The sequence below is a fragment of the Methyloligella sp. GL2 genome, from assembly GCF_013341275.1.
Lineage (GTDB): Bacteria > Pseudomonadota > Alphaproteobacteria > Rhizobiales > Methyloligellaceae > Methyloligella.
In genome coordinates this window covers 881,901-898,455 of the sequence record NZ_CP054476.1, presented here as the reverse complement: position 1 = coordinate 898,455, position 16,555 = coordinate 881,901, and the positions used below count along the sequence as shown (strand labels likewise).

The 16,555-nt window shown below is 63.4% G+C and carries 17 protein-coding genes; 6 read left to right on the top strand and 11 right to left on the bottom strand.

Annotated elements, in window-relative coordinates:
* Positions 1-15: 15 nt before the first annotated feature.
* From HT051_RS04220 to HT051_RS04210, 3 genes are all read right to left on the bottom strand, one after another.
* Positions 16-831, bottom strand: a complete 816-nt coding sequence (locus tag HT051_RS04220; RefSeq protein ID WP_174540874.1) for an ABC transporter permease — start codon at positions 829-831, stop codon at positions 16-18.
* Positions 828-1,607 carry an ABC transporter ATP-binding protein gene (locus HT051_RS04215; protein WP_174540873.1) on the bottom strand — a complete coding sequence of 260 codons (780 nt, stop codon included), beginning with the start codon at positions 1,605-1,607 and terminating at the stop codon, positions 828-830. The genes HT051_RS04220 and HT051_RS04215 overlap by 4 nt, the downstream gene beginning before the upstream one ends.
* Before the next feature lie 261 nt (positions 1,608-1,868).
* Complete coding sequence (locus HT051_RS04210; protein WP_174540872.1) at positions 1,869-3,185, bottom strand: porin; 1,317 nt, start codon at positions 3,183-3,185, stop codon at positions 1,869-1,871.
* 656 nt (positions 3,186-3,841) lie between these two features.
* Here HT051_RS04210 and HT051_RS04205 point away from each other — a divergent pair.
* A complete protein-coding gene (locus tag HT051_RS04205; RefSeq protein WP_174540871.1) occupies positions 3,842-4,225 on the top strand; it encodes a response regulator in 384 nt (127 codons plus the stop codon).
* A 270-nt stretch (positions 4,226-4,495) separates the two neighbouring features.
* On the opposite strand, the gene HT051_RS04200 is transcribed toward HT051_RS04205, so the two are convergent.
* Positions 4,496-5,509: an MBL fold metallo-hydrolase gene (locus HT051_RS04200; RefSeq protein ID WP_174540870.1), complete on the bottom strand. Its 1,014-nt coding sequence runs from the start codon at positions 5,507-5,509 to the stop codon at positions 4,496-4,498.
* A 92-nt stretch (positions 5,510-5,601) separates the two neighbouring features.
* Here HT051_RS04200 and HT051_RS04195 point away from each other — a divergent pair, with 92 nt between their 5' ends.
* Positions 5,602-6,372, top strand: coding sequence for a helix-turn-helix transcriptional regulator (locus HT051_RS04195; protein WP_246810172.1), 771 nt, complete (start codon positions 5,602-5,604; stop codon positions 6,370-6,372).
* Positions 6,373-6,378: 6 nt separating this feature from the next.
* Here HT051_RS04195 and HT051_RS04190 read toward each other — a convergent pair whose 3' ends face one another.
* From HT051_RS04190 to HT051_RS04175, 4 genes are read right to left on the bottom strand one after another with little or no spacing between them, the layout of a single operon-like run.
* Complete coding sequence (locus HT051_RS04190) at positions 6,379-7,212, bottom strand: metal ABC transporter permease (protein WP_305798177.1); 834 nt, start codon at positions 7,210-7,212, stop codon at positions 6,379-6,381.
* Positions 7,209-8,084, bottom strand: coding sequence for a metal ABC transporter permease (locus HT051_RS04185; RefSeq protein WP_174540868.1), 876 nt, complete (start codon positions 8,082-8,084; stop codon positions 7,209-7,211). The genes HT051_RS04190 and HT051_RS04185 overlap by 4 nt, the downstream gene beginning before the upstream one ends.
* Positions 8,081-9,025, bottom strand: a complete 945-nt coding sequence (locus HT051_RS04180) for a manganese/iron ABC transporter ATP-binding protein (protein ID WP_305798176.1) — start codon at positions 9,023-9,025, stop codon at positions 8,081-8,083. The genes HT051_RS04185 and HT051_RS04180 overlap by 4 nt, the downstream gene beginning before the upstream one ends.
* Positions 9,022-9,984, bottom strand: a complete 963-nt coding sequence (locus HT051_RS04175; protein WP_174540867.1) for a metal ABC transporter substrate-binding protein — start codon at positions 9,982-9,984, stop codon at positions 9,022-9,024. Before HT051_RS04175 ends, HT051_RS04180 begins: the two co-directional genes overlap by 4 nt.
* Before the next feature lie 256 nt (positions 9,985-10,240).
* Here HT051_RS04175 and HT051_RS04170 point away from each other — a divergent pair, with 256 nt between their 5' ends.
* A complete protein-coding gene (locus HT051_RS04170; RefSeq protein WP_174540866.1) occupies positions 10,241-10,834 on the top strand; it encodes a LysE family translocator in 594 nt (197 codons plus the stop codon).
* A gap of 29 nt (positions 10,835-10,863) precedes the next feature.
* Positions 10,864-11,877, top strand: a complete 1,014-nt coding sequence (locus HT051_RS04165) for an alpha/beta fold hydrolase (RefSeq protein ID WP_174540865.1) — start codon at positions 10,864-10,866, stop codon at positions 11,875-11,877.
* A gap of 22 nt (positions 11,878-11,899) precedes the next feature.
* On the opposite strand, the gene HT051_RS04160 is transcribed toward HT051_RS04165, so the two are convergent.
* Entirely contained in the window at positions 11,900-12,070 is a 171-nt protein-coding gene (locus tag HT051_RS04160; RefSeq protein ID WP_174540123.1) for a hypothetical protein, read from the bottom strand.
* A gap of 71 nt (positions 12,071-12,141) precedes the next feature.
* Here HT051_RS04160 and HT051_RS04155 point away from each other — a divergent pair, with 71 nt between their 5' ends.
* The gene (locus HT051_RS04155; RefSeq protein WP_174540864.1) at positions 12,142-13,161 is read left to right on the top strand and encodes an XdhC family protein; all 1,020 of its coding nucleotides are present in this window, start codon (positions 12,142-12,144) and stop codon (positions 13,159-13,161) included.
* Positions 13,162-13,297: 136 nt separating this feature from the next.
* Complete coding sequence (locus HT051_RS04150) at positions 13,298-14,980, top strand: FAD-dependent oxidoreductase (protein WP_174540863.1); 1,683 nt, start codon at positions 13,298-13,300, stop codon at positions 14,978-14,980.
* 9 nt (positions 14,981-14,989) lie between these two features.
* Here HT051_RS04150 and HT051_RS04145 read toward each other — a convergent pair whose 3' ends face one another.
* Both HT051_RS04145 and HT051_RS04140 read right to left on the bottom strand, forming a co-directional pair.
* The gene (locus HT051_RS04145) at positions 14,990-15,466 is read right to left on the bottom strand and encodes a MaoC family dehydratase (RefSeq protein WP_174540862.1); all 477 of its coding nucleotides are present in this window, start codon (positions 15,464-15,466) and stop codon (positions 14,990-14,992) included.
* A gap of 9 nt (positions 15,467-15,475) precedes the next feature.
* A complete protein-coding gene (locus tag HT051_RS04140) occupies positions 15,476-16,465 on the bottom strand; it encodes an aldo/keto reductase (RefSeq protein ID WP_174540861.1) in 990 nt (329 codons plus the stop codon).
* Positions 16,466-16,555 lie beyond the last annotated feature (90 nt).

Genomic DNA, 16,555 nt, shown 5'->3' with positions numbered 1-16,555 from the left:
TTGGCAGTGGCCCGCTTACGCCGCGGCGCCTGCCCCCGCCTTGCGCTGCTGGATGCCGCGCGAGGGATCGTAGGCCCAGACCGACAGCGCCAGGAACACCAGGGCGCAGCCGGCGACGATGCCGAGCGCCTGCCAATTCACCTGCGCATAGAGCGCAAAGCGGATCAGCTCGACCGCATAGGTGAACGGGTTCCAGATGCAGATCTCATACAGGATCTCCGACCCCTCCTTCATCTTCCACAGCGGATAGAGCGCCGAGGAGGCGAAGAACATCGGGAAGATCACAAAGTTCATCACCCCGGCGAAGTTCTCCAGCTGCTTGATGGTGGAGGAAATCAGCATGCCCAGCGCACCGAACATCATGCCGGCCAGGATCAGCGCCGGCATCACCGTGAGATAGCCGATCGGCGGCATCTCCACGCCGAACAGATAGGCGACGCCCAAGAAGGCATAGACCTGGAACAGCGAGACGATGACGCTACCGAACAGCCGCGAGAAGAGCAGGAACCAGCGCGGCAGCGGCGTGGTGAGCAGCACCCGCATCGAGCCCATCTCCCGGTCGTAGACCATGGAGAGCGAGCTTTGCATGCCGTTGAACAGCTGGATCATCGCCAAGAGGCCCGGCGTGATATAGACCTGATAGGTGATGTAGGTCTCGTAGGGCGGCTGGATATTGACGCCGAGCGCAGCCCTGAAGCCGGCGGCGAACACCACCAGCCAGATCAGCGGCCGGACCAGCGCGGCCAGGAAGCGCTCCCGCTGCTGCAGGAAGCGGAACATCTCCCGCGAAACGATGCCATTAAAGGCGCGGGCGAGATGAATCGCGCTCATGCCGCCACCCCCTCTTCCGCCGTGTCGGTGAGACGCTTGAAGGCATCCCCAAGATCCTTGGCGCCGGTCTCCGCCACCACCGCCTTGGCCAGCCCGCGGGCGACGATACGGCCGCGGTTCAGCACCAGAAGGTCGTCCTCCGGCTCGATCTCGTCGAACAGATGGGTGGCCCAGAGCACGCCGATATTGCTCTCCCGCGCCAGGTTATGGATATGCGCGACGATGGCCATGCGGGTCGGATTGTCCAGACCGATGGTCGGCTCGTCGAGCAGCAGCAGGCTCGGATCGTGCAGGATCGCCCGGGCGATCTCCACCCGGCGCCGGTGGCCGCCATTTAACGAGCGCACCTTCTCGCCGATCCGCTCTTTCATATCCAGCGCATCCAGCGCCCGGGCCATGCGCTCATCCGCCTCTTTGCGCTTCAGGCCGCGGAGCGATGCGAAATAGCGCAAGTTCTGCCGCACCGTCAGATCGAGATCGAGGGTCGGCTGTTGAAACACCACGCCGAGCGGACCGAGCGCCCGGCTGCCCACCTTTGATGGCGACAGTCCGTCGATTTCGATATTTCCCGTTGGCGCGTCGAACAGCCGGGTGATCAGCGAAAACAGTGTGGTCTTGCCGGCGCCGTTAGGCCCCAGCAGCGCCGTCACTCGGCCCGGATAGACCTTGAAGCTGACATCGTCGAGCGCTTGCTTCTCGCCGTAGTAATAGGAGACGCCTTCGACCAGGAGCACCGGCTGTTTCACCGGCTCCCCATGCGTCAGATCCTTCTGCATAGGCCTTCGCGGGACCGCATCAATCGGCAGCCCGTCCTGTGCTCTTCGTTTCCAACCCCGTCTCAGGAATAGACCTGGACCGGACCCCGCACAAGCCTGCGAGCGGCTTTGTAAGCTGATGTTAATGAACCGGTTCGGCGATGCCGGGCCGGCTTCGGCTGCGGGCCGTCGAAGCCGCAACCCCCTGCAATCCCGTGCAGACAAAAAAGAAGCCGCCCCGAAGGGCGGCTTCCGTTTAAGTCGTCTGCTTGGTGGTTCGATCTAGAAGAAGATCACGCCACCAACCTGGTACAGATCCCAGTCGTCGAAGCTCGGCGTAGCCGCAGGACCCGTGGTGTCCAGATCGATCGACTGGTGCTGCCAGCGAGCGAAGACATGCATCGCAGCGGCGTCGATCTCTTGCACCACACCGGCGCCCCAGCGGTCGACCTCGGAACCGGTCAGGTTACAGGGGTTGGCCGCCGTGCAGAGATTGGCATTGCCGAGGCTGAAGGCCTGGTCTTCGTAGTTGCCATACTCGCCGTAGAAGGTCGTGGCACCCAGCGGGGTCCAATCGGTCTTCACGAAGGGCTTCAGGTACCACACGTTGGAGTCGGTGATCGGACCGGAGATGCTCATCTCTTCGTACTGGTACAAGCCATACAGGCCGATACCCGAAGGAACGTGCATGATGGTCGCACCGGCCTGATGCAGGTTGGCATCGGCGTTCGGCGCAAAACCGACCTGCGACGGCGTCGTGTGGGTATAACCGTAAGCGGCATTGACCTGGATGTTGCCCCAATCGCCGGCGTAGAAGACGGCGATGTCGCCCTTGTCGTCCTCACCGAACGAAGCTTCCAGATGGAAGCCCGCGATGGTGGGCGAGTCGTAGCGAACGGCATCATACGGCGCACCGTTACAGTCAGCACCGATACCGGCACCGCTGAGCGTGGCGCACTGCAGGAAGCTGCCCCAAGTCAGGTTGGAGAGGCCCGCATTGTTGCGCAGGAAGAAGCCTGCGCCCTCGAAGAACACCGCATTCGATTCGATGACGGTGCCCGAGGCGTCGGCCAGAACCGCCACGTTATCGGTGGCGGGGCTCAGCGTACCCCAGTTCAAAGTACCCCACTTATCGCTCTTGATATACATGTAGGAGTACAGCGTGTTGATGCCGCCATTGACATCGTCGACGATCTGGTTCGACCCGATGCCGAACACGTCGGCCGGAGCCGTGACCGTCAGATTGTAACCAGCCGACCAGCCGGGAGAAATCTGTGCTTCACCCGTGATCGCGAAACGGCTGGCCAAGTCAGCGTCTTTATCGCCGACAACGAAGTTCGAGACATCGCCATCGTCCCAGACGTTAATGGTCTTGACGACCCAACCGGAGATCGTGACGGAAACTTTCTTATTGCCTTTACGGACCGTCGTCGCCTCAAGCTCAGCCACCCGCTCTTCCAGATCAGCGCAACAATCGCCGCCGAAATCCGCGGCTTTGGCCGGGCTTGCGTGCATGGCATACACGCCGAGGGTCAACCCCAGCGCGGTTGCGATGGTGATGCGGCTGGATGTTCTTTTCAGTCCCCCAAACATATCCATCTCCACCTTCCCTAAAAATAAAGTCCCATCCAAACTCTCAGGCCGGACTTGCTAAAAGCTAAATCCCCCAGTGCAGACTGCGCAGCTGCGACAGCCCCTCCCTTGAGAGAGTTCTACTCTTGGTTATACGGATTCCGCTTTGCAGGTAAATTGCTATCAAAGCAGGCGACCTGGTTTTTGGCGGTCTTGTGACATTTGCGCCACGACGCCGCAGGGGCAATTTTCCCCTCGCCGCAGTATACCGGCCTAATAATCTTCAATAAAAACATTGGTTTACGAATTCTTAAGACCATCGACTCCGGACCTTCAAGCCCTGGCAACTGATTTGGAAGGTTTTCCTGCCCCTTTGCCACAACCGCCGCAGTGAACAATTTCTGACCAGTTTCTATGCAGCCGAATAGGCAGGGTTTGCCGCGATTTCAGCCCCAATTGCACATTTCGGCGGCAGCACCACTCGTCCGGCCTCCCCGAATCGGCGCCGGCTTCGGCTGCGACATAAAAGATCATTGAAAAGCTTCACTTTATTCGCTTGGAAAGCTGATTTGCCTCCGGTCGCCGATACGTTAAGAAGACACAGAGCCCGCCTCGCCCTGGCGGAGGGGCACCGGGATAAGCCAATGATAAATCCGCCAAATCCAAGCGGGGAACGTTCTGTCATGGATCAAGCCCACGATCACCGTCAGCTTGAAGGTCTGCGCATCCTAGTCGTCGAAGATGAAGCTCTGACGGCGCTGCAGCTCGAAGATATGCTGGAAAGCCTCGGCTGCGCCGTAGTCGGCCCGGCCGCCCGGGTGCAGCACGCCATTGCCATGCTCGAGCGCGAATCCGTCGATCTCGCCCTGCTCGATCTCAACGTGGCCGGCGAGCTGGTCTATCCGGTTGCCGCGGCCTTGAGCGAACGCAATCTGCCGTTTCTGTTTACCGCCGGGCTCGGCACCACCTCGCTGCAGAATGGCTATGACGGCCATGTGGTGCTGCAAAAGCCTTACGCCCTTGCCGAGCTGCGCGACGGCATCCTTTCGAGCCTGACGGCGCTGTAAGCGCAGAACACCCGCCCGGCGGGGCTACGTGTTTTCCGGTGATGTCGGGATTGCTGCGGCGGCGGAGCCGGGGAGTGCCGCTTCCTCACCTCGGCTACGCGACGGTGGATAGCGGCAACTCTTCGTCGGATAGGCCCTCCCAAGACTTGGGCCGTCCTGCCTCTTTCGGGTCAGGTTGATGCGCACCCTAATCGCCTCCATGTCATTTGTCGATTGGGAATCCCGATAGATCGATAGATTTCCTAAAGCGATGTCACAATCGATCGAATCTCAGAGATCCAACTGGTAGGAGACGGGCAGCCAGCGATAGCCGTCCTGCGCTTTTTCCACGAAGCCGACGGACGGGAACGGCATGTGATAGCCCGCGACCGGCAGCCGTTCTGCCGCCGCCATGGCATAGATTCGCCGCCGCGTTTCGGCGCCTTTCTCCTTGTCCATATCGAAGAAAGCATGCCAGTCCGGCCGCGCCAGCGAGGCCACCTGGTGATGGGCGCAATCGCCCCAGAACAAGAACTGCTTGCCGTCGCTTTCCAGATGGAAGCCGAGATGTCCCGGCGTATGGCCGAACGCTTCCACGACGCGGATACCGGGCACCACCTCGTCTCCCGGCTCAATGAAGCTTAACTTCTCCGCCACCGGCAGCATATGCTTGCGGAACAGCTGTGCGGTCTGGAATTCAATATCGTCGGGAGAAGCCGAGAGCCGATCCTCCTTGTTCCAGAAGTCGAACTCCTTCGCCCCGGCAACGTAGCGCGCATTCGGAAACAGCGGCGCACCGGCCTCCATCATCCCGCCGATATGATCGGGGTGACAATGGCTCAGCACCACCACGTCGAACTGATCCGGCGAGAAGCCTGCCGGCTCAAGCTGCGCGGCGAGCCAGCCGCCATCGGGCCGGGGCACGAACCCGTCCGCGCCGTTCCCGGTATCGAACAGGATCAGAGCCTCGCCCGTATTCACCACCATCGGCGTGAAGCCGGGCCGGAAGCGCGATTCGGGGAGGAGATTTGCGCGCATCAACTGCGCCACTACCTCCGGCTCCTGATCCTCGCCGACGATCGGCCAGGGCCCGTCCAGCATCGCCCGGGCATCGGCCACCATGGTGATCTCGAATGTCCCCAGCTTGAACCGGTAATGATCGGGCCGGGCCGCGCCTAGGAAGGGTGCCTTAGCGAAAGCCGCGCTCGTCACGCCTTGCCCAATCAGCGGCCCCGCAGCGAGCGCCGCCGCCGAGGCGAGAACCGAACGCCGGCTGAGGCCCATACCCTTTGCCTTTCCTGCCATGATATAGCTCCCTTCACTCTTCTGGATCGGCTGCGGGAACTCGGTCCCGCGGCCGCAGAGCAAGGTCTTAAGTCATGGCCGACGCGCCGCGCTTGTACGAACGTGCTGACAGCCCGGACCTGGCACCGATCTGGTCCGTGCAGGACGGCCGGGCGCTGTTTGCCGGCCCGCTCGGCCATAACCGGCTGCACAGCCACAGCACCGCGGTGCTGCTGACCGGGCTCTATGACAGCTTTCCCCTGAGCATCGGCCACCGTCCCTTCGTGACCGTGCGTAGCGCGGTGATCCCCGCCGGCGTGGCTTACGAGTTCGACATGGCGGGTGCCCCGCTCTCGGTCTTCTATCTGGATCCGGTCGAAGGCGGCGCCGAAACGCTCGCGCCGCTGATGGACGAGACCGAGGAGATCGGCGGCGCCTTGATCGGGCGCCACTGCGAGATCGGCATCATGCGGGAGATCTACGAGGCGGCCAGTGCTATGTCCTGGGCCGACACGGCACTTGCCGACCTCACACGCTTCGGCGAAAGCCGGAACGGAAACTCCATCGATCCCCGCTTCCGCCGCGCGGTGGAGACCATCGCCACCACGCAAGGGGCGCAAATTCCCGTCGATGCCTTGGCCAAGGCTGCGGGGCTTTCGCCCTCACGCTTCCAGCACCTCTTCACCCGCCATGTCGGCGTGCCGTATCGGCGCTACCGAACCTGGCAACGCTTGCGCATCGCCATCGCCGAGATCGTCAAAGGCAGCAGCTTCACCATGGCGGCGCATCAGGCCGGCTTCTTCGATCAAGCCCATTTCGCCCGCGCCTTCCGCAAGACCTTCGGCGCCCCCGCCTCGCCGAGCCTTGTCAAGCTCCGCCGCTGACGCGGTTTAAGCTGCCGCTATCGCCGGCCGCCGCGTGGCCAAAAACGTGCCGATGAAAGTGATGGTCATCAGAAGCACGATGGTCGGGGCCGGCGCGCTGTCGATGAAGAAGCTGAGATAGACGCCTGCGAAGGCGCAAAGCAGCGCGACGGCAACGGACGTCATCAGCATCGGCCCGAAGCGCTTGGTGATCAGAAAGGCAATAGCGCCCGGCGCGATCAGAAGCGCAATGGCGAGGATGATCCCCACCGCGGTCAGCGCCCCGACAATGGTCAGCGACAGGATGCAGAGCAGCCCGTAATGCAGCAAGCCGACACGCAGGCCCAGCGCCTTAGCCTGCTGTGGATCGAAGGCCTGCAGCAGGAGATCGCGCCATGTGAGCAGAATCGCCGTCACCGTCACCAGCGCGATGATGCCCGATTGCGCGATATCCGCCCAACTCACCCCCAGCATGTCGCCGAACAGGATGTGATCGAGATGCAGATTGGTCTCGATCTTGGTGTAGAGCACGATGCCGAGCCCGAACATTCCGGAGAACACCACACCCATGATGGTGTCCTGCTTCACCCGGCTATTCTCCTTCAGATAGCCGGTGGCAAGCGCGCAGATCATCCCGGCGGTGAAGGCGCCGAGCCCCAGCGGAACCCCGGCCACATAGGCCAGCACAATGCCCGGCAGCACCGCATGGCTGGTGGCATCGCCAAGCAGCGCCCAGCCTTTCAAGACGAGGAAGCAGGAGAGCAGCGCCGTCGGCACCGCCACGGTGAGCGCGATCAGGAAGGCCTGCTGCATGAACGGAAATTGGAACGGCAGGGCGAGATGGTGCAGCCAGTCCATCATGGCAACGCCTCCTGCGGTCCGCCCTTCAAGGCCTCGCGGGCTTTGCGCTTCGCCGCCAGGAGCCCGTATTTCGGCGCGAACACGAAGGCGGTGAGGAACACCAGCGTCTGCAGCACCACGATCACCCCGCCCGTGGCTCCGTCGAGAAAATAGCTCACATAGGCGCCGACGAAGCTGGTCGCCGCGCCGATCACCACCGCGATCGCGATAAGCCGGGGAAACCGGTCGGAGAGCAGATAGGCCGTCGCCCCCGGCGTCACCACCATGGCGATCACCAGGAAGGCACCGACCGTAAGCAGCGCCGCGACGGTGCAGGCGCTGAGCAAGGTGAAGAACAGCAGCTTCAGCGCCGGCGGGCTGAGCCCGGCGGAATAGGCATGGCTCTCGTCGAAGAACGCCGCCATCAGATCCCGCCATTTCAGCGCCAGCAGCGTCAGCGACACCCCGGCGATCAGCACCAGCTGCAGCGTATCCTCCGGTGTGATCGCCAGGATATTGCCGAGCACAATCTGCTGGATGTTCACCGAGGTCGGCGACAGCGAGACCATGAACAGGCCGAGCCCGAAGAAGGAGGTGAAGATCAACCCGATCACCACATCCTCTTTCAGCTTGGTCCGCTCGTTGAGAAACATCATGGCACCGGCCGCAAGCCCGCCCGCCAGAAACGCGCCGATGGAAAACGGAAGCCCCAGCATGAAGGCGCCGGCAACGCCGGGCACGATGGAATGGGAGAGCGCATCGCCGATCAGCGACCAGCCCTTCAGCATCAGATAGACCGAGAGGAAGCCGCACACCGCGCCGACCAGCGCGCTCACCCACATGGCGTTGACCATGTAGCTATAGGTGAACGGCTCCAGGAGCAGCGCCGTCATCGCTTCTCCTCTTCCGCCGCGCTGGGCTCTGTTTCGCCATCCGCGCGCGCGGCGTTCCCGTGCTTCCGCCCCTCGTCGCCATAGACCACGAGAGGCCGCTCGTCGTCGGAGATCACCGTCACCGCCTCGCCCGGCGCGCCCGGTGCCTGCCGCTGATCGCCCAGCACGAAATGGCGCAGCACGCCGCCGAAGGTCCGCTCCAGATTGGCTTGCGTGAACACCTCCTTGGTGAGCCCCGCTGCCATCACGGTCTGCTTCAAAAGCACGGTCCGGTCGCAGAACTCCGGCACCGAGCCGAGATTATGGGTGGAGACCAGCATCACCCGCCCCTCGTCGCGCAGCGCCTTGAGCAGGACGATGATGGCATCCTCGGTCTTCACATCGACCCCGGTGAACGGCTCGTCGAGCAGGATCACCTTGGCGTCCTGTGCCAACGCCCGGGCAAGAAATACCCGCTTCTTCTGACCGCCGGACAGCTCGCCGATCTGCCGCTTGCGGAAATCGAGCATATCGACCCGCTGGAGCGCCGCCTCCACCGCCGCGTGATCGCGCTTGCCCGGAATGCGCAGAAAATTCATGTGGCCGTAACGGCCCATCATCACCACGTCCTCGACCAGGACGGGGAAGTTCCAGTCCACCTCCTCGGCTTGCGGCACATAGGCGACCTGCGTCTGCCGCAACGCCTCCTTCACCGAGTGTCCGAGGATCGAGATCGTCCCCTTGCCGATGTCGAGGAAACCCATGATCGCCTTGAACAGGGTGGACTTGCCGCTGCCGTTCACCCCGACCAGCGCCGTGATGGTGCCGGTCGGGATCGTGAAGCTGACATCCCGCAAGGCGGTATGGCCGTTGCGGTAGGTCACGGTCACGCCCTGGACCGATATTCCCGGCATCTGGTCCCGGCGCAAGCCGTCGGATTTCAGTCCCCTCTCAGGCTTCATTCCGACGGCCCTTTATCCTGGAACCCATTGGCGATGGTCTCGGAGGTGACCCGCAACAGATCGAGATAGCTCGGCACCGGCCCATCCGCCGCGCTCAAGGAGTCGACATAGAGCACGCCGCCATAGCGGGCGCCGGTCTCCTGCGCCACCTGCTTGGCAGGCTTGTCCGAGACCGTGCTTTCGGAGAACACCGCCGGAATCTTATTCGCCCTCACCTCGTCGATCACATGGCGTACTTGCTGCGGCGTCCCTTGCGCATCGGCATTGATCGGCCACAGATAGAGCTCTTTCAGATCATAGTCCCGGGCGAGATAACTGAAAGCCCCCTCGCTGGTGACCAGCCAGCGCTCGTCGTCGGGCACCGCCGCCAAGGTTTTCCGGATCGGTTCCGCCATAGCGTGCAGCTTGGCGATATAGGCGTCCGCGTTCGCCTTATAGGTCTCCGCATTGTCGGGATCGTATTCGATCAGCGCGTCGCGGATATTCTTCACATAGATCTCCCCGTCGGAGACCGACATCCAGGCATGGGGGTTAGGCTTGCCGTCATAGGGACCCGACGAGATGCTGATCGGCTCGATCCCGTCGGAGACGACGACGCTCGGCACATCGCGCAGATTGCGGAAGAACTTCTCGAACCAGCGCTCCAGATCGAGCCCGTTCCACAAGATCAGATCGGCATCCTGCGCTTTCAGGATATCGCCCGGCGTCGGCTGGTAGTTGTGGATCTCCGCGCCCGGCTTGGTGATCGAGGCGACCTCCGCTTTGTCGCCGGCAACGTTCTGGGCCATGTCGGCGATCACCGTGAAGGTGGTCACCACCTTTAGCTTGCCGTCGCCGCTGCCTGTCTCGTCGGGCTCGCAAGCCCCGAGCGGCAACAGCAAAGCGAACGCCAGTAGCAGCGCGCCCGCGGCTCTCAGACATAACTGTAGATTCTGCGCAAACCGAGTGCGCCAACCCATACAAGCTCTCCTGCCGGTGATCTAAAAAAGACGTCCGGACGGCTCACTCCGCCTCTTCAACCCTGCCTACTCTATCTAGTTGCAAATCATTTGCAATAAAAGAAGGGGCGGCGAATTGGCCCGTTTCTAAGCCTTTCGCCCTGCGCCATATCTGCTGTCACCATTGACGGCGCTGCCGGGACTCACGTCCTATCCATCCCCTGTTCTTACGCCCGCCAGATCGTCGCCGATCACCTCTCAAGCCTCAGGCTTCTCCATGGATACCGCGATCATCGCGCCGCTCGCGCTCTACATCTTCGTCATGGCGATCACGCCTGGCCCCAACAACATGATGCTGGCCACCTCAGGGCTGATCTTCGGCATGAAGCGGACCTTGCCGCATCTGTTCGGCATCCCCACCGGCGGCGGGCTTCAGATCGCCATCGTCGGGGCCGGGCTGGGAGCGGCCTTTGCCTACGAGCCGCGTTTGCAGCTCGCGATCAAGGTCGGCGGCACCTTCTATCTGCTCTACCTGGCCTGGAAGCTCTGGCGCGCGGCCGGACTGCCCGAAGCGACCGCCTCCAAACCGATCACTTTCCTCCAGGCGGCGGCGTTCCAGTTCGCCAATCCGAAAGCCTGGGTTCTGGCCGTCACGGCCGTGGCCGCATATACCACGCCGGGCCCGGACTATGTCGCCTCGCTGATCCTGGTGGTCGTCGTGTGCATGGTCTCCATGTTCCCCTGCTCCACCACCTGGCTCACCTTCGGGGCCACGTTGCGGCGCTTTCTCAAGCACGACAAGCACCTCATCATGGTCAATCGCACACTTGCGGTCATGACGGCGCTGACCGGCTTGATATTCTGGATCTAGCGGCGGGCGGAAGAAGGAGTGCGAAGCGAATGACTGCAGACTACGAGACTTTCAGCCTCGGCGACGTCGCCCTGCAGTCGGGTCGCACGCTTAGGGGCGCGCAACTCGCCTATAAGACCTATGGCCGCTTGAGCGAGGCCGGCGACAATGTGGTGCTGATGCCGACCTTCTATACCGGCACCCACACCCGCAACGAGAGTTATTTCGGCGAAGGCCGCGCCATCGATCCGGCACGCCATTTCATCGTCTCCATCAATATGTTCGGCAACGGACTCTCGACCTCGCCGAGCAACGCGCATCGCGCCCAACGCGGGCCGAACTTTCCCAAGGTCACGCTGTACGACAATGTCGCCTGCCAGCACCGGCTGCTGACCCGCCTGTTCGGCATCGAGCGCCTCGCCCTTGTCACCGGCTGGTCCATGGCCGGCTGCCAGACCTATCAATGGGCCGCGCAATATCCCGACATGGTGGAAGCGATCCTGCCCTTCTGCGCCTCGGCCAAGACCTCGCCCCACAACTACGTCTTCCTCGAAGGGGTGAAGGCGGCGCTCAAGGCCGATTGCGCCTTTGAGGACGGCGCCTATACCGAACCGCCGCTGAAAGGTTTGCGCGCCTTCGCCCGGGTCTATTGCGGCTGGGCCTACTCCCAGGCCTTCTTCCGCGAGGGGCTTTATAAGCGGCTCGGCTTTGCCACCTTCGAAGATCTGCTGGCCGATTGGGAGAAGGACCACGAGACGTGGGACGCCAACGATCTTCTCGCCATGCTCTGGGCCTGGCAGCATGGCGATATCAGCGCCAACCCCCGCTATTGCGGCGACATCGATAAGGCGCTTGGTGCCATCAAGGCGCGCGCCATTTTGATGCCATCGACCACCGACCTCTACTTCCCGCCGGAAGACAACGAGATCGAGGCGGACAAGATGCCCGACGCCGAATGCCGTCCGTTCAAATCGGATTTCGGCCATTGCGCCGCGTCCGGCAATAACGACCCGGGCTTCAAAACCGCCTTCGACCAGGCCGCGGGCGAACTCCTCGCCCGCTAAGCCTTTCGGCGCCGCCGCCCCCTTAGGACGACAGCGCTTTGGTATCCACCGGCATGGAGCGCAGGCGCTTGCCCGTCGCGGCGAAGATCGCGTTGTAGACGGCAGGCGCGATCCCGGCCGTCCCCGGCTCGCCGATGCCGCCCGGCGCCTCATCCCAAATGGCCGCAAAACCCAAGATGCGCGAGCTGCGCACGAGGGCCCACCTTGTGACGATTGCTTTCCCAGTGCTTGAAAACCGTGCTGGAGACCATACTAAGTTCCCTCATGAACATTGGAATAGCACCGGGCGCCGACAAGGTGGGTCCCGGCATCCAGCAGATCGCGACCGCTTGGCTAACCGAGTTTGGCCAAGCGGCGATCGCGACCGTGGTCTCCACTTGGGGTTCCTCCCCGGTTCCCGTCGGCGGCCAGCTGGTCATTGCGCCGGACGGGCGCTTCGAAGGCTCGATCTCCGGCGGCTGCGTCGAGGTGGAGGTGATCGTCGAGGCGCAAGCGGTGATGGAGCGGGGTAAGCCGGCGCTGCTCAGCTTCGGCGTCGACGACGAGACCGCCTGGAGCGTCGGGCTGCCCTGCGGCGGCACCATCCAGGTGCTTCTCGAAGCGCTGAACGGCGAGACGGATCGCGCCTTTCTGGAGGCGCTGCTGAACGCCGCGGGGCGCCGCGCGCCCCTCTTCGTCGTCACCGATGTCGAGACCGGAATGCGCGAATACGGCGAAAGCCTCGCTCTCCCCGAGGAAATCGCCGCCAAGGCGCGAGCCGGCAAAAGCTTCCTCGCCGAGCGCGGCGAAACCCAGATCTTCGTGCATGCGCTGATGCCGGTCACCCGGCTGCTCATCGTCGGGGCGAGCCATATCGCCCAGCATCTTTGCGCCCTCGCCCGCACCGTCGGCTACGATGTCGTCGTGGTCGATCCGAGAAGCGCCTTCTCCACCGCGGCGCGTTTCGGCGATGTCGATCTGAGAGTCGAATGGCCGGAGGCGGCGATCCCGGAAATCGGCCTCGACGGGCGCACCGCCGTCGTGGTGCTGTCCCATGTCGCCCAGCTCGATGACGAGGCGCTACGCCTCGCCCTGAGATCCGGTTGCCTCTATATCGGCGCCCTGGGCTCCAAGCGCACCCACGCCAATCGTCTGGAGAGGCTTCGCGCGGCCGGCTTCTCCGAGGACGAGCTGGCCCGCATTCACGCCCCCATCGGCCTCAATATCGGCGCGGTGGGGCCGGCCGAAATCGCCGTCTCGATTCTCGCCGAGGTGATCCAGACCGCCCGCACCGGCGATCTGTGACTGTGGATCGGCGCCGCATCGGCGTCATACCGATACGTAAGGCTCGCGCCTCTAAAACCAATGTCTGATGCACAACGGCGAAAGCCCCGCCTACAAGGCGTAAGATGCCAAGCGGCATGCGAAAAGGGGACGTATCATGGCCGAAGATGAAGAAGCCCCCGCGGCGGCGGCGGAAGACAAGCCGCCGCGCTACGAACAGACCTTCCCGACGCTGACCGAGGAAGAGATCGGGCGCCTTAGCCGCTTCGGCACGCCCTGCCAGTACAAACAAGGCGAGATGCTGTTCCAGGCCGGCAGGCCTGCGCCCGGCATGTTCGTGCTGCTGAAGGGACATGTCGCCATCACCCAGCGCGACGGGCTCGGCAATGTCACGCCGGTGGTCGAGCAAGGCCCGGGACAGTTCCTGGCCGAGGTCGGCCAGCTTTCCAATCGCGCCGCCCTGGTCGACGGGCGCGCCGAAGAGGATGTCGAGGCGCTGCTGCTGACTCCGGAAGGCCTGCGCGCTTTTCTCATCGCCGAGGCCGATCTCGGCGAGCGTATCGTGCGCGCGCTGATCCTCCGCCGCGTCGGCCTGCTGCAAAGCGGCTTCGGCAGCCTGGTGCTGATCGGCGATGCCGGCAATGCCGATGTCATGCGGCTGCAGAACTTCCTCCGCCGCAACGGCTATCCCCATCACCTGGTGGATCCAGATACGGACATGGAGGCACGCCAGATCCTCGACCGCTGCCCCCTGACCGGCGAGCAGCTTCCGCTCGTGATTTGCCCCGACGGCACCTTCCTGAAGAACCCCGGCGAGCGCGATCTTGCTCGCGCCATGGGCATGCTCGGCGAGCCGGTCTCCGACGAGATCTACGATGTCGCCATCGTCGGCTCCGGACCGGCAGGCCTGTCGGCTGCGGTCTATGGCGGCTCCGAAGGCCTGTCGATGATCGTGCTCGATTGCCGCTCTTACGGCGGCCAGGCCGGCGCCAGCGCGCGTATCGAAAATTACTTCGGCTTCCCCACCGGCATTACCGGCCATGCTTTGGTCAGCCGCGCCTTCGTCCAGGCGCAGAAATTCGGCATCGATATGCGCATCCCAGTGGAGATCAAGTCGCTCGATTGCGACCGGCCGGACGGCATCTTCGTGCTGGAGACGGAAGACGGCGAGACCATCCGCGCCCGCACCGTCGTGGTGGCCAGCGGCGCCCGCTACCGCCGCCCCAAGCTGGAAAAGCTCGCCGAGCTCGAAGGCCGCGGCATCTGGTATTGGGCCTCTCCCATCGAGGCCCAGCGCATCAAGGACCGCGAAGTGATCCTGGTCGGCGGTGGCAACTCCGCCGGCCAAGGCGCGGTCTTTCTCTGCGGCCATGCCTCCAAGGTGCGCATGATGGTCCGCAAACCGAACCTCGCCGCGAGCATGTCGAGCTATCTGATCGAACGCATCGAGGCGGCGCCCAATATCGAGCTGATGTTCGAAACGGAAATCACCGGTCTGGAGGGCGACCGTCTGACCGGTCTCAACGAGGTAAGCTGGCGCAGCAAAGCAACGGGTGAAGCGCGCGCATCCATCTCCGACGTGTTCCTGTTCATCGGAGCGGAGCCGGAGACCGATTGGCTGGAAGGCTGCGGCGTGGCGCTCGACCCGGCCGGCTTCGTCATCACCGATAGCCGCGACAGCACCGAGGACGCACGCACGCCGTTACCGCTGGAATCCACCGTGCCCGGCGTCTTCGCCATCGGCGACGTGCGCTCCGGTTCGGTAAAGCGGATCGGCGGCGCCATCGGTGAAGGCGCCCAGGTGGTGCGCTCGCTGCACGGCTTCCTCGCCGGACAATAACAGCCCGGCTTAGGCCGGACGGCGATGCACCACCAAGGTGGTCACCATTCGCTGCACCACCTCGTCGCGCTGATTGAGGGTCGTGACTTCCGCCGTGACCATGCCGCGGTCTGGCTTTGAGCGCGACGGCTTGATCTCCAGAACCTCGCCGCGCACCCGCAAGATATCGCCGGGCTTGGTGGCGCGCGGCCAAGTGACCTCGGCACCGCCGCCGATGAACCCGTCCGCCAGGAACCCGCTATCCACCAGCATCCGCATGGTGGCCGAGCCGGTATGCCAGCCGCTCGCCACCAGCCCGCCGAAGAAGCTCTTTTCGGCGGCCGCCTCGTCGGTATGGAAAGGCTGCGGATCGAACTTGGATGCAAACGCCTTGATCGCCTCTGGCGTCATCTCATAGCGGCCGGTCTCGAACACCTGCCCGACGCTGAGATCCTCAAGATAGTGGCCCTGTAACAGCCCCGGCGCCTCTGCTCCCTGCTCGTTCATCGTCAAACCTCAAACCCGCTCCACCGGCGGCGCCATGAACTCCGGCGAGATCGGCGTCTCGACGGTCTTGTTCAGAATGGCGTCGATATCGCGCTTGGTCTCTTCGTCGATATGCCAGCCGGCGATTTCCTTGATCGGGGCGAGCTGACCGGGATGGCGCGCGCCCCAAAGCGCGATGGTCCGCCCCTGATCCAGGATCCAGCGCACCGCGAGCGCCAGCACCGATTTGCCGTAGCGCTCTTCGGCCAGCGCCTGCAGCGCATCCACCGCGGCGAGATAGTCGGGCAGCGTGTCCGCCTGGAATTTCGGATCGTTCTTGCGCAGGTCGTCGCCTTCGAATTTCCGGTCCGCACTCATCTTGCCGGACAGCAATCCGCGGCACAGCGCACCGTAGCAAAGCGAGGTCAGCCCCGTCTTCTGCGCATAGGGAAGCACATCCGCCTCGATCTCCCGCTCGAACAGATTATAGGGCGGCTGCACCGCATCGAGCCTTGCGCCCTTGCGAAACGCATCCATCTGCTCCGGCGAATAGTTGGAGACCCCGATCGCGCGGATCTTGCCCTCTTTGCGCAACGCCTCCAGCGTCTCCGCCGTCTCTTCGAACGGCACATGGATATCCGGCCAATGCACCTGATAGAGGTCGATCACATCGGTCTGCAGCCGGCGCAGCGAGTCCTCGATCTCCTGGCGGATGCGGGCCGGACTGGAATCGCGGAACACCTTTCCGTCCTTCCAGTTGAGGCCGACCTTGGTGGCGATCGCGACCCTGTCGCGAAGCTTACCTTGCGCGATCGCCTTGCCGACGATCTCCTCCGACTGGCCGAAACCATAGACCGGCGCGGTGTCGATCAGGCTGACCCCGTCATGCACCGCTTCCTGGATGGTGGCGATGGCGTCCGCCTCTTCCGTGCCGCCCCACATCCAGCCGCCGATCGCCCAAGTGCCGAGCCCGACCCGCGAGGCCGTGACGCCGGATTTTCCGATTTCGATCTGTTCCATGTCGCATTTCTCCCGATTGCCGCCCCTCGGGTTTAACGCGGCCCGCCCGCCAAACCGTTAAGCCGAGCCTCGGTATCTGAGGGCTGGTGC

Bases quoted from the DNA above. Each gene is read 5' to 3' on its own strand.
- HT051_RS04200 (WP_174540870.1), bottom strand. From the start codon at position 5,509: ATGGCAGGAAAGGCAAAGGGTATGGGCCTCAGCCGGCGTTCGGTTCTC.
- HT051_RS04190 (WP_305798177.1), bottom strand. From the start codon at position 7,212: ATGATGGACTGGCTGCACCATCTCGCCCTGCCGTTCCAATTTCCGTTC.
- HT051_RS04170 (WP_174540866.1), top strand. From the start codon at position 10,241: ATGGATACCGCGATCATCGCGCCGCTCGCGCTCTACATCTTCGTCATG.
- HT051_RS04180 (WP_305798176.1), bottom strand. From the start codon at position 9,025: ATGAAGCCTGAGAGGGGACTGAAATCCGACGGCTTGCGCCGGGACCAG.
- HT051_RS04140 (WP_174540861.1), bottom strand. From the start codon at position 16,465: ATGGAACAGATCGAAATCGGAAAATCCGGCGTCACGGCCTCGCGGGTC.
- HT051_RS04175 (WP_174540867.1), bottom strand. From the start codon at position 9,984: ATGGGTTGGCGCACTCGGTTTGCGCAGAATCTACAGTTATGTCTGAGA.
- HT051_RS04215 (WP_174540873.1), bottom strand. From the start codon at position 1,607: ATGCAGAAGGATCTGACGCATGGGGAGCCGGTGAAACAGCCGGTGCTC.
- HT051_RS04150 (WP_174540863.1), top strand. From the start codon at position 13,298: ATGGCCGAAGATGAAGAAGCCCCCGCGGCGGCGGCGGAAGACAAGCCG.
- HT051_RS04220 (WP_174540874.1), bottom strand. From the start codon at position 831: ATGAGCGCGATTCATCTCGCCCGCGCCTTTAATGGCATCGTTTCGCGG.
- HT051_RS04205 (WP_174540871.1), top strand. From the start codon at position 3,842: ATGGATCAAGCCCACGATCACCGTCAGCTTGAAGGTCTGCGCATCCTA.
- HT051_RS04210 (WP_174540872.1), bottom strand. From the start codon at position 3,185: ATGGATATGTTTGGGGGACTGAAAAGAACATCCAGCCGCATCACCATC.
- HT051_RS04145 (WP_174540862.1), bottom strand. From the start codon at position 15,466: ATGAACGAGCAGGGAGCAGAGGCGCCGGGGCTGTTACAGGGCCACTAT.
- HT051_RS04155 (WP_174540864.1), top strand. From the start codon at position 12,142: ATGAACATTGGAATAGCACCGGGCGCCGACAAGGTGGGTCCCGGCATC.
- HT051_RS04185 (WP_174540868.1), bottom strand. From the start codon at position 8,084: ATGACGGCGCTGCTCCTGGAGCCGTTCACCTATAGCTACATGGTCAAC.
- HT051_RS04165 (WP_174540865.1), top strand. From the start codon at position 10,864: ATGACTGCAGACTACGAGACTTTCAGCCTCGGCGACGTCGCCCTGCAG.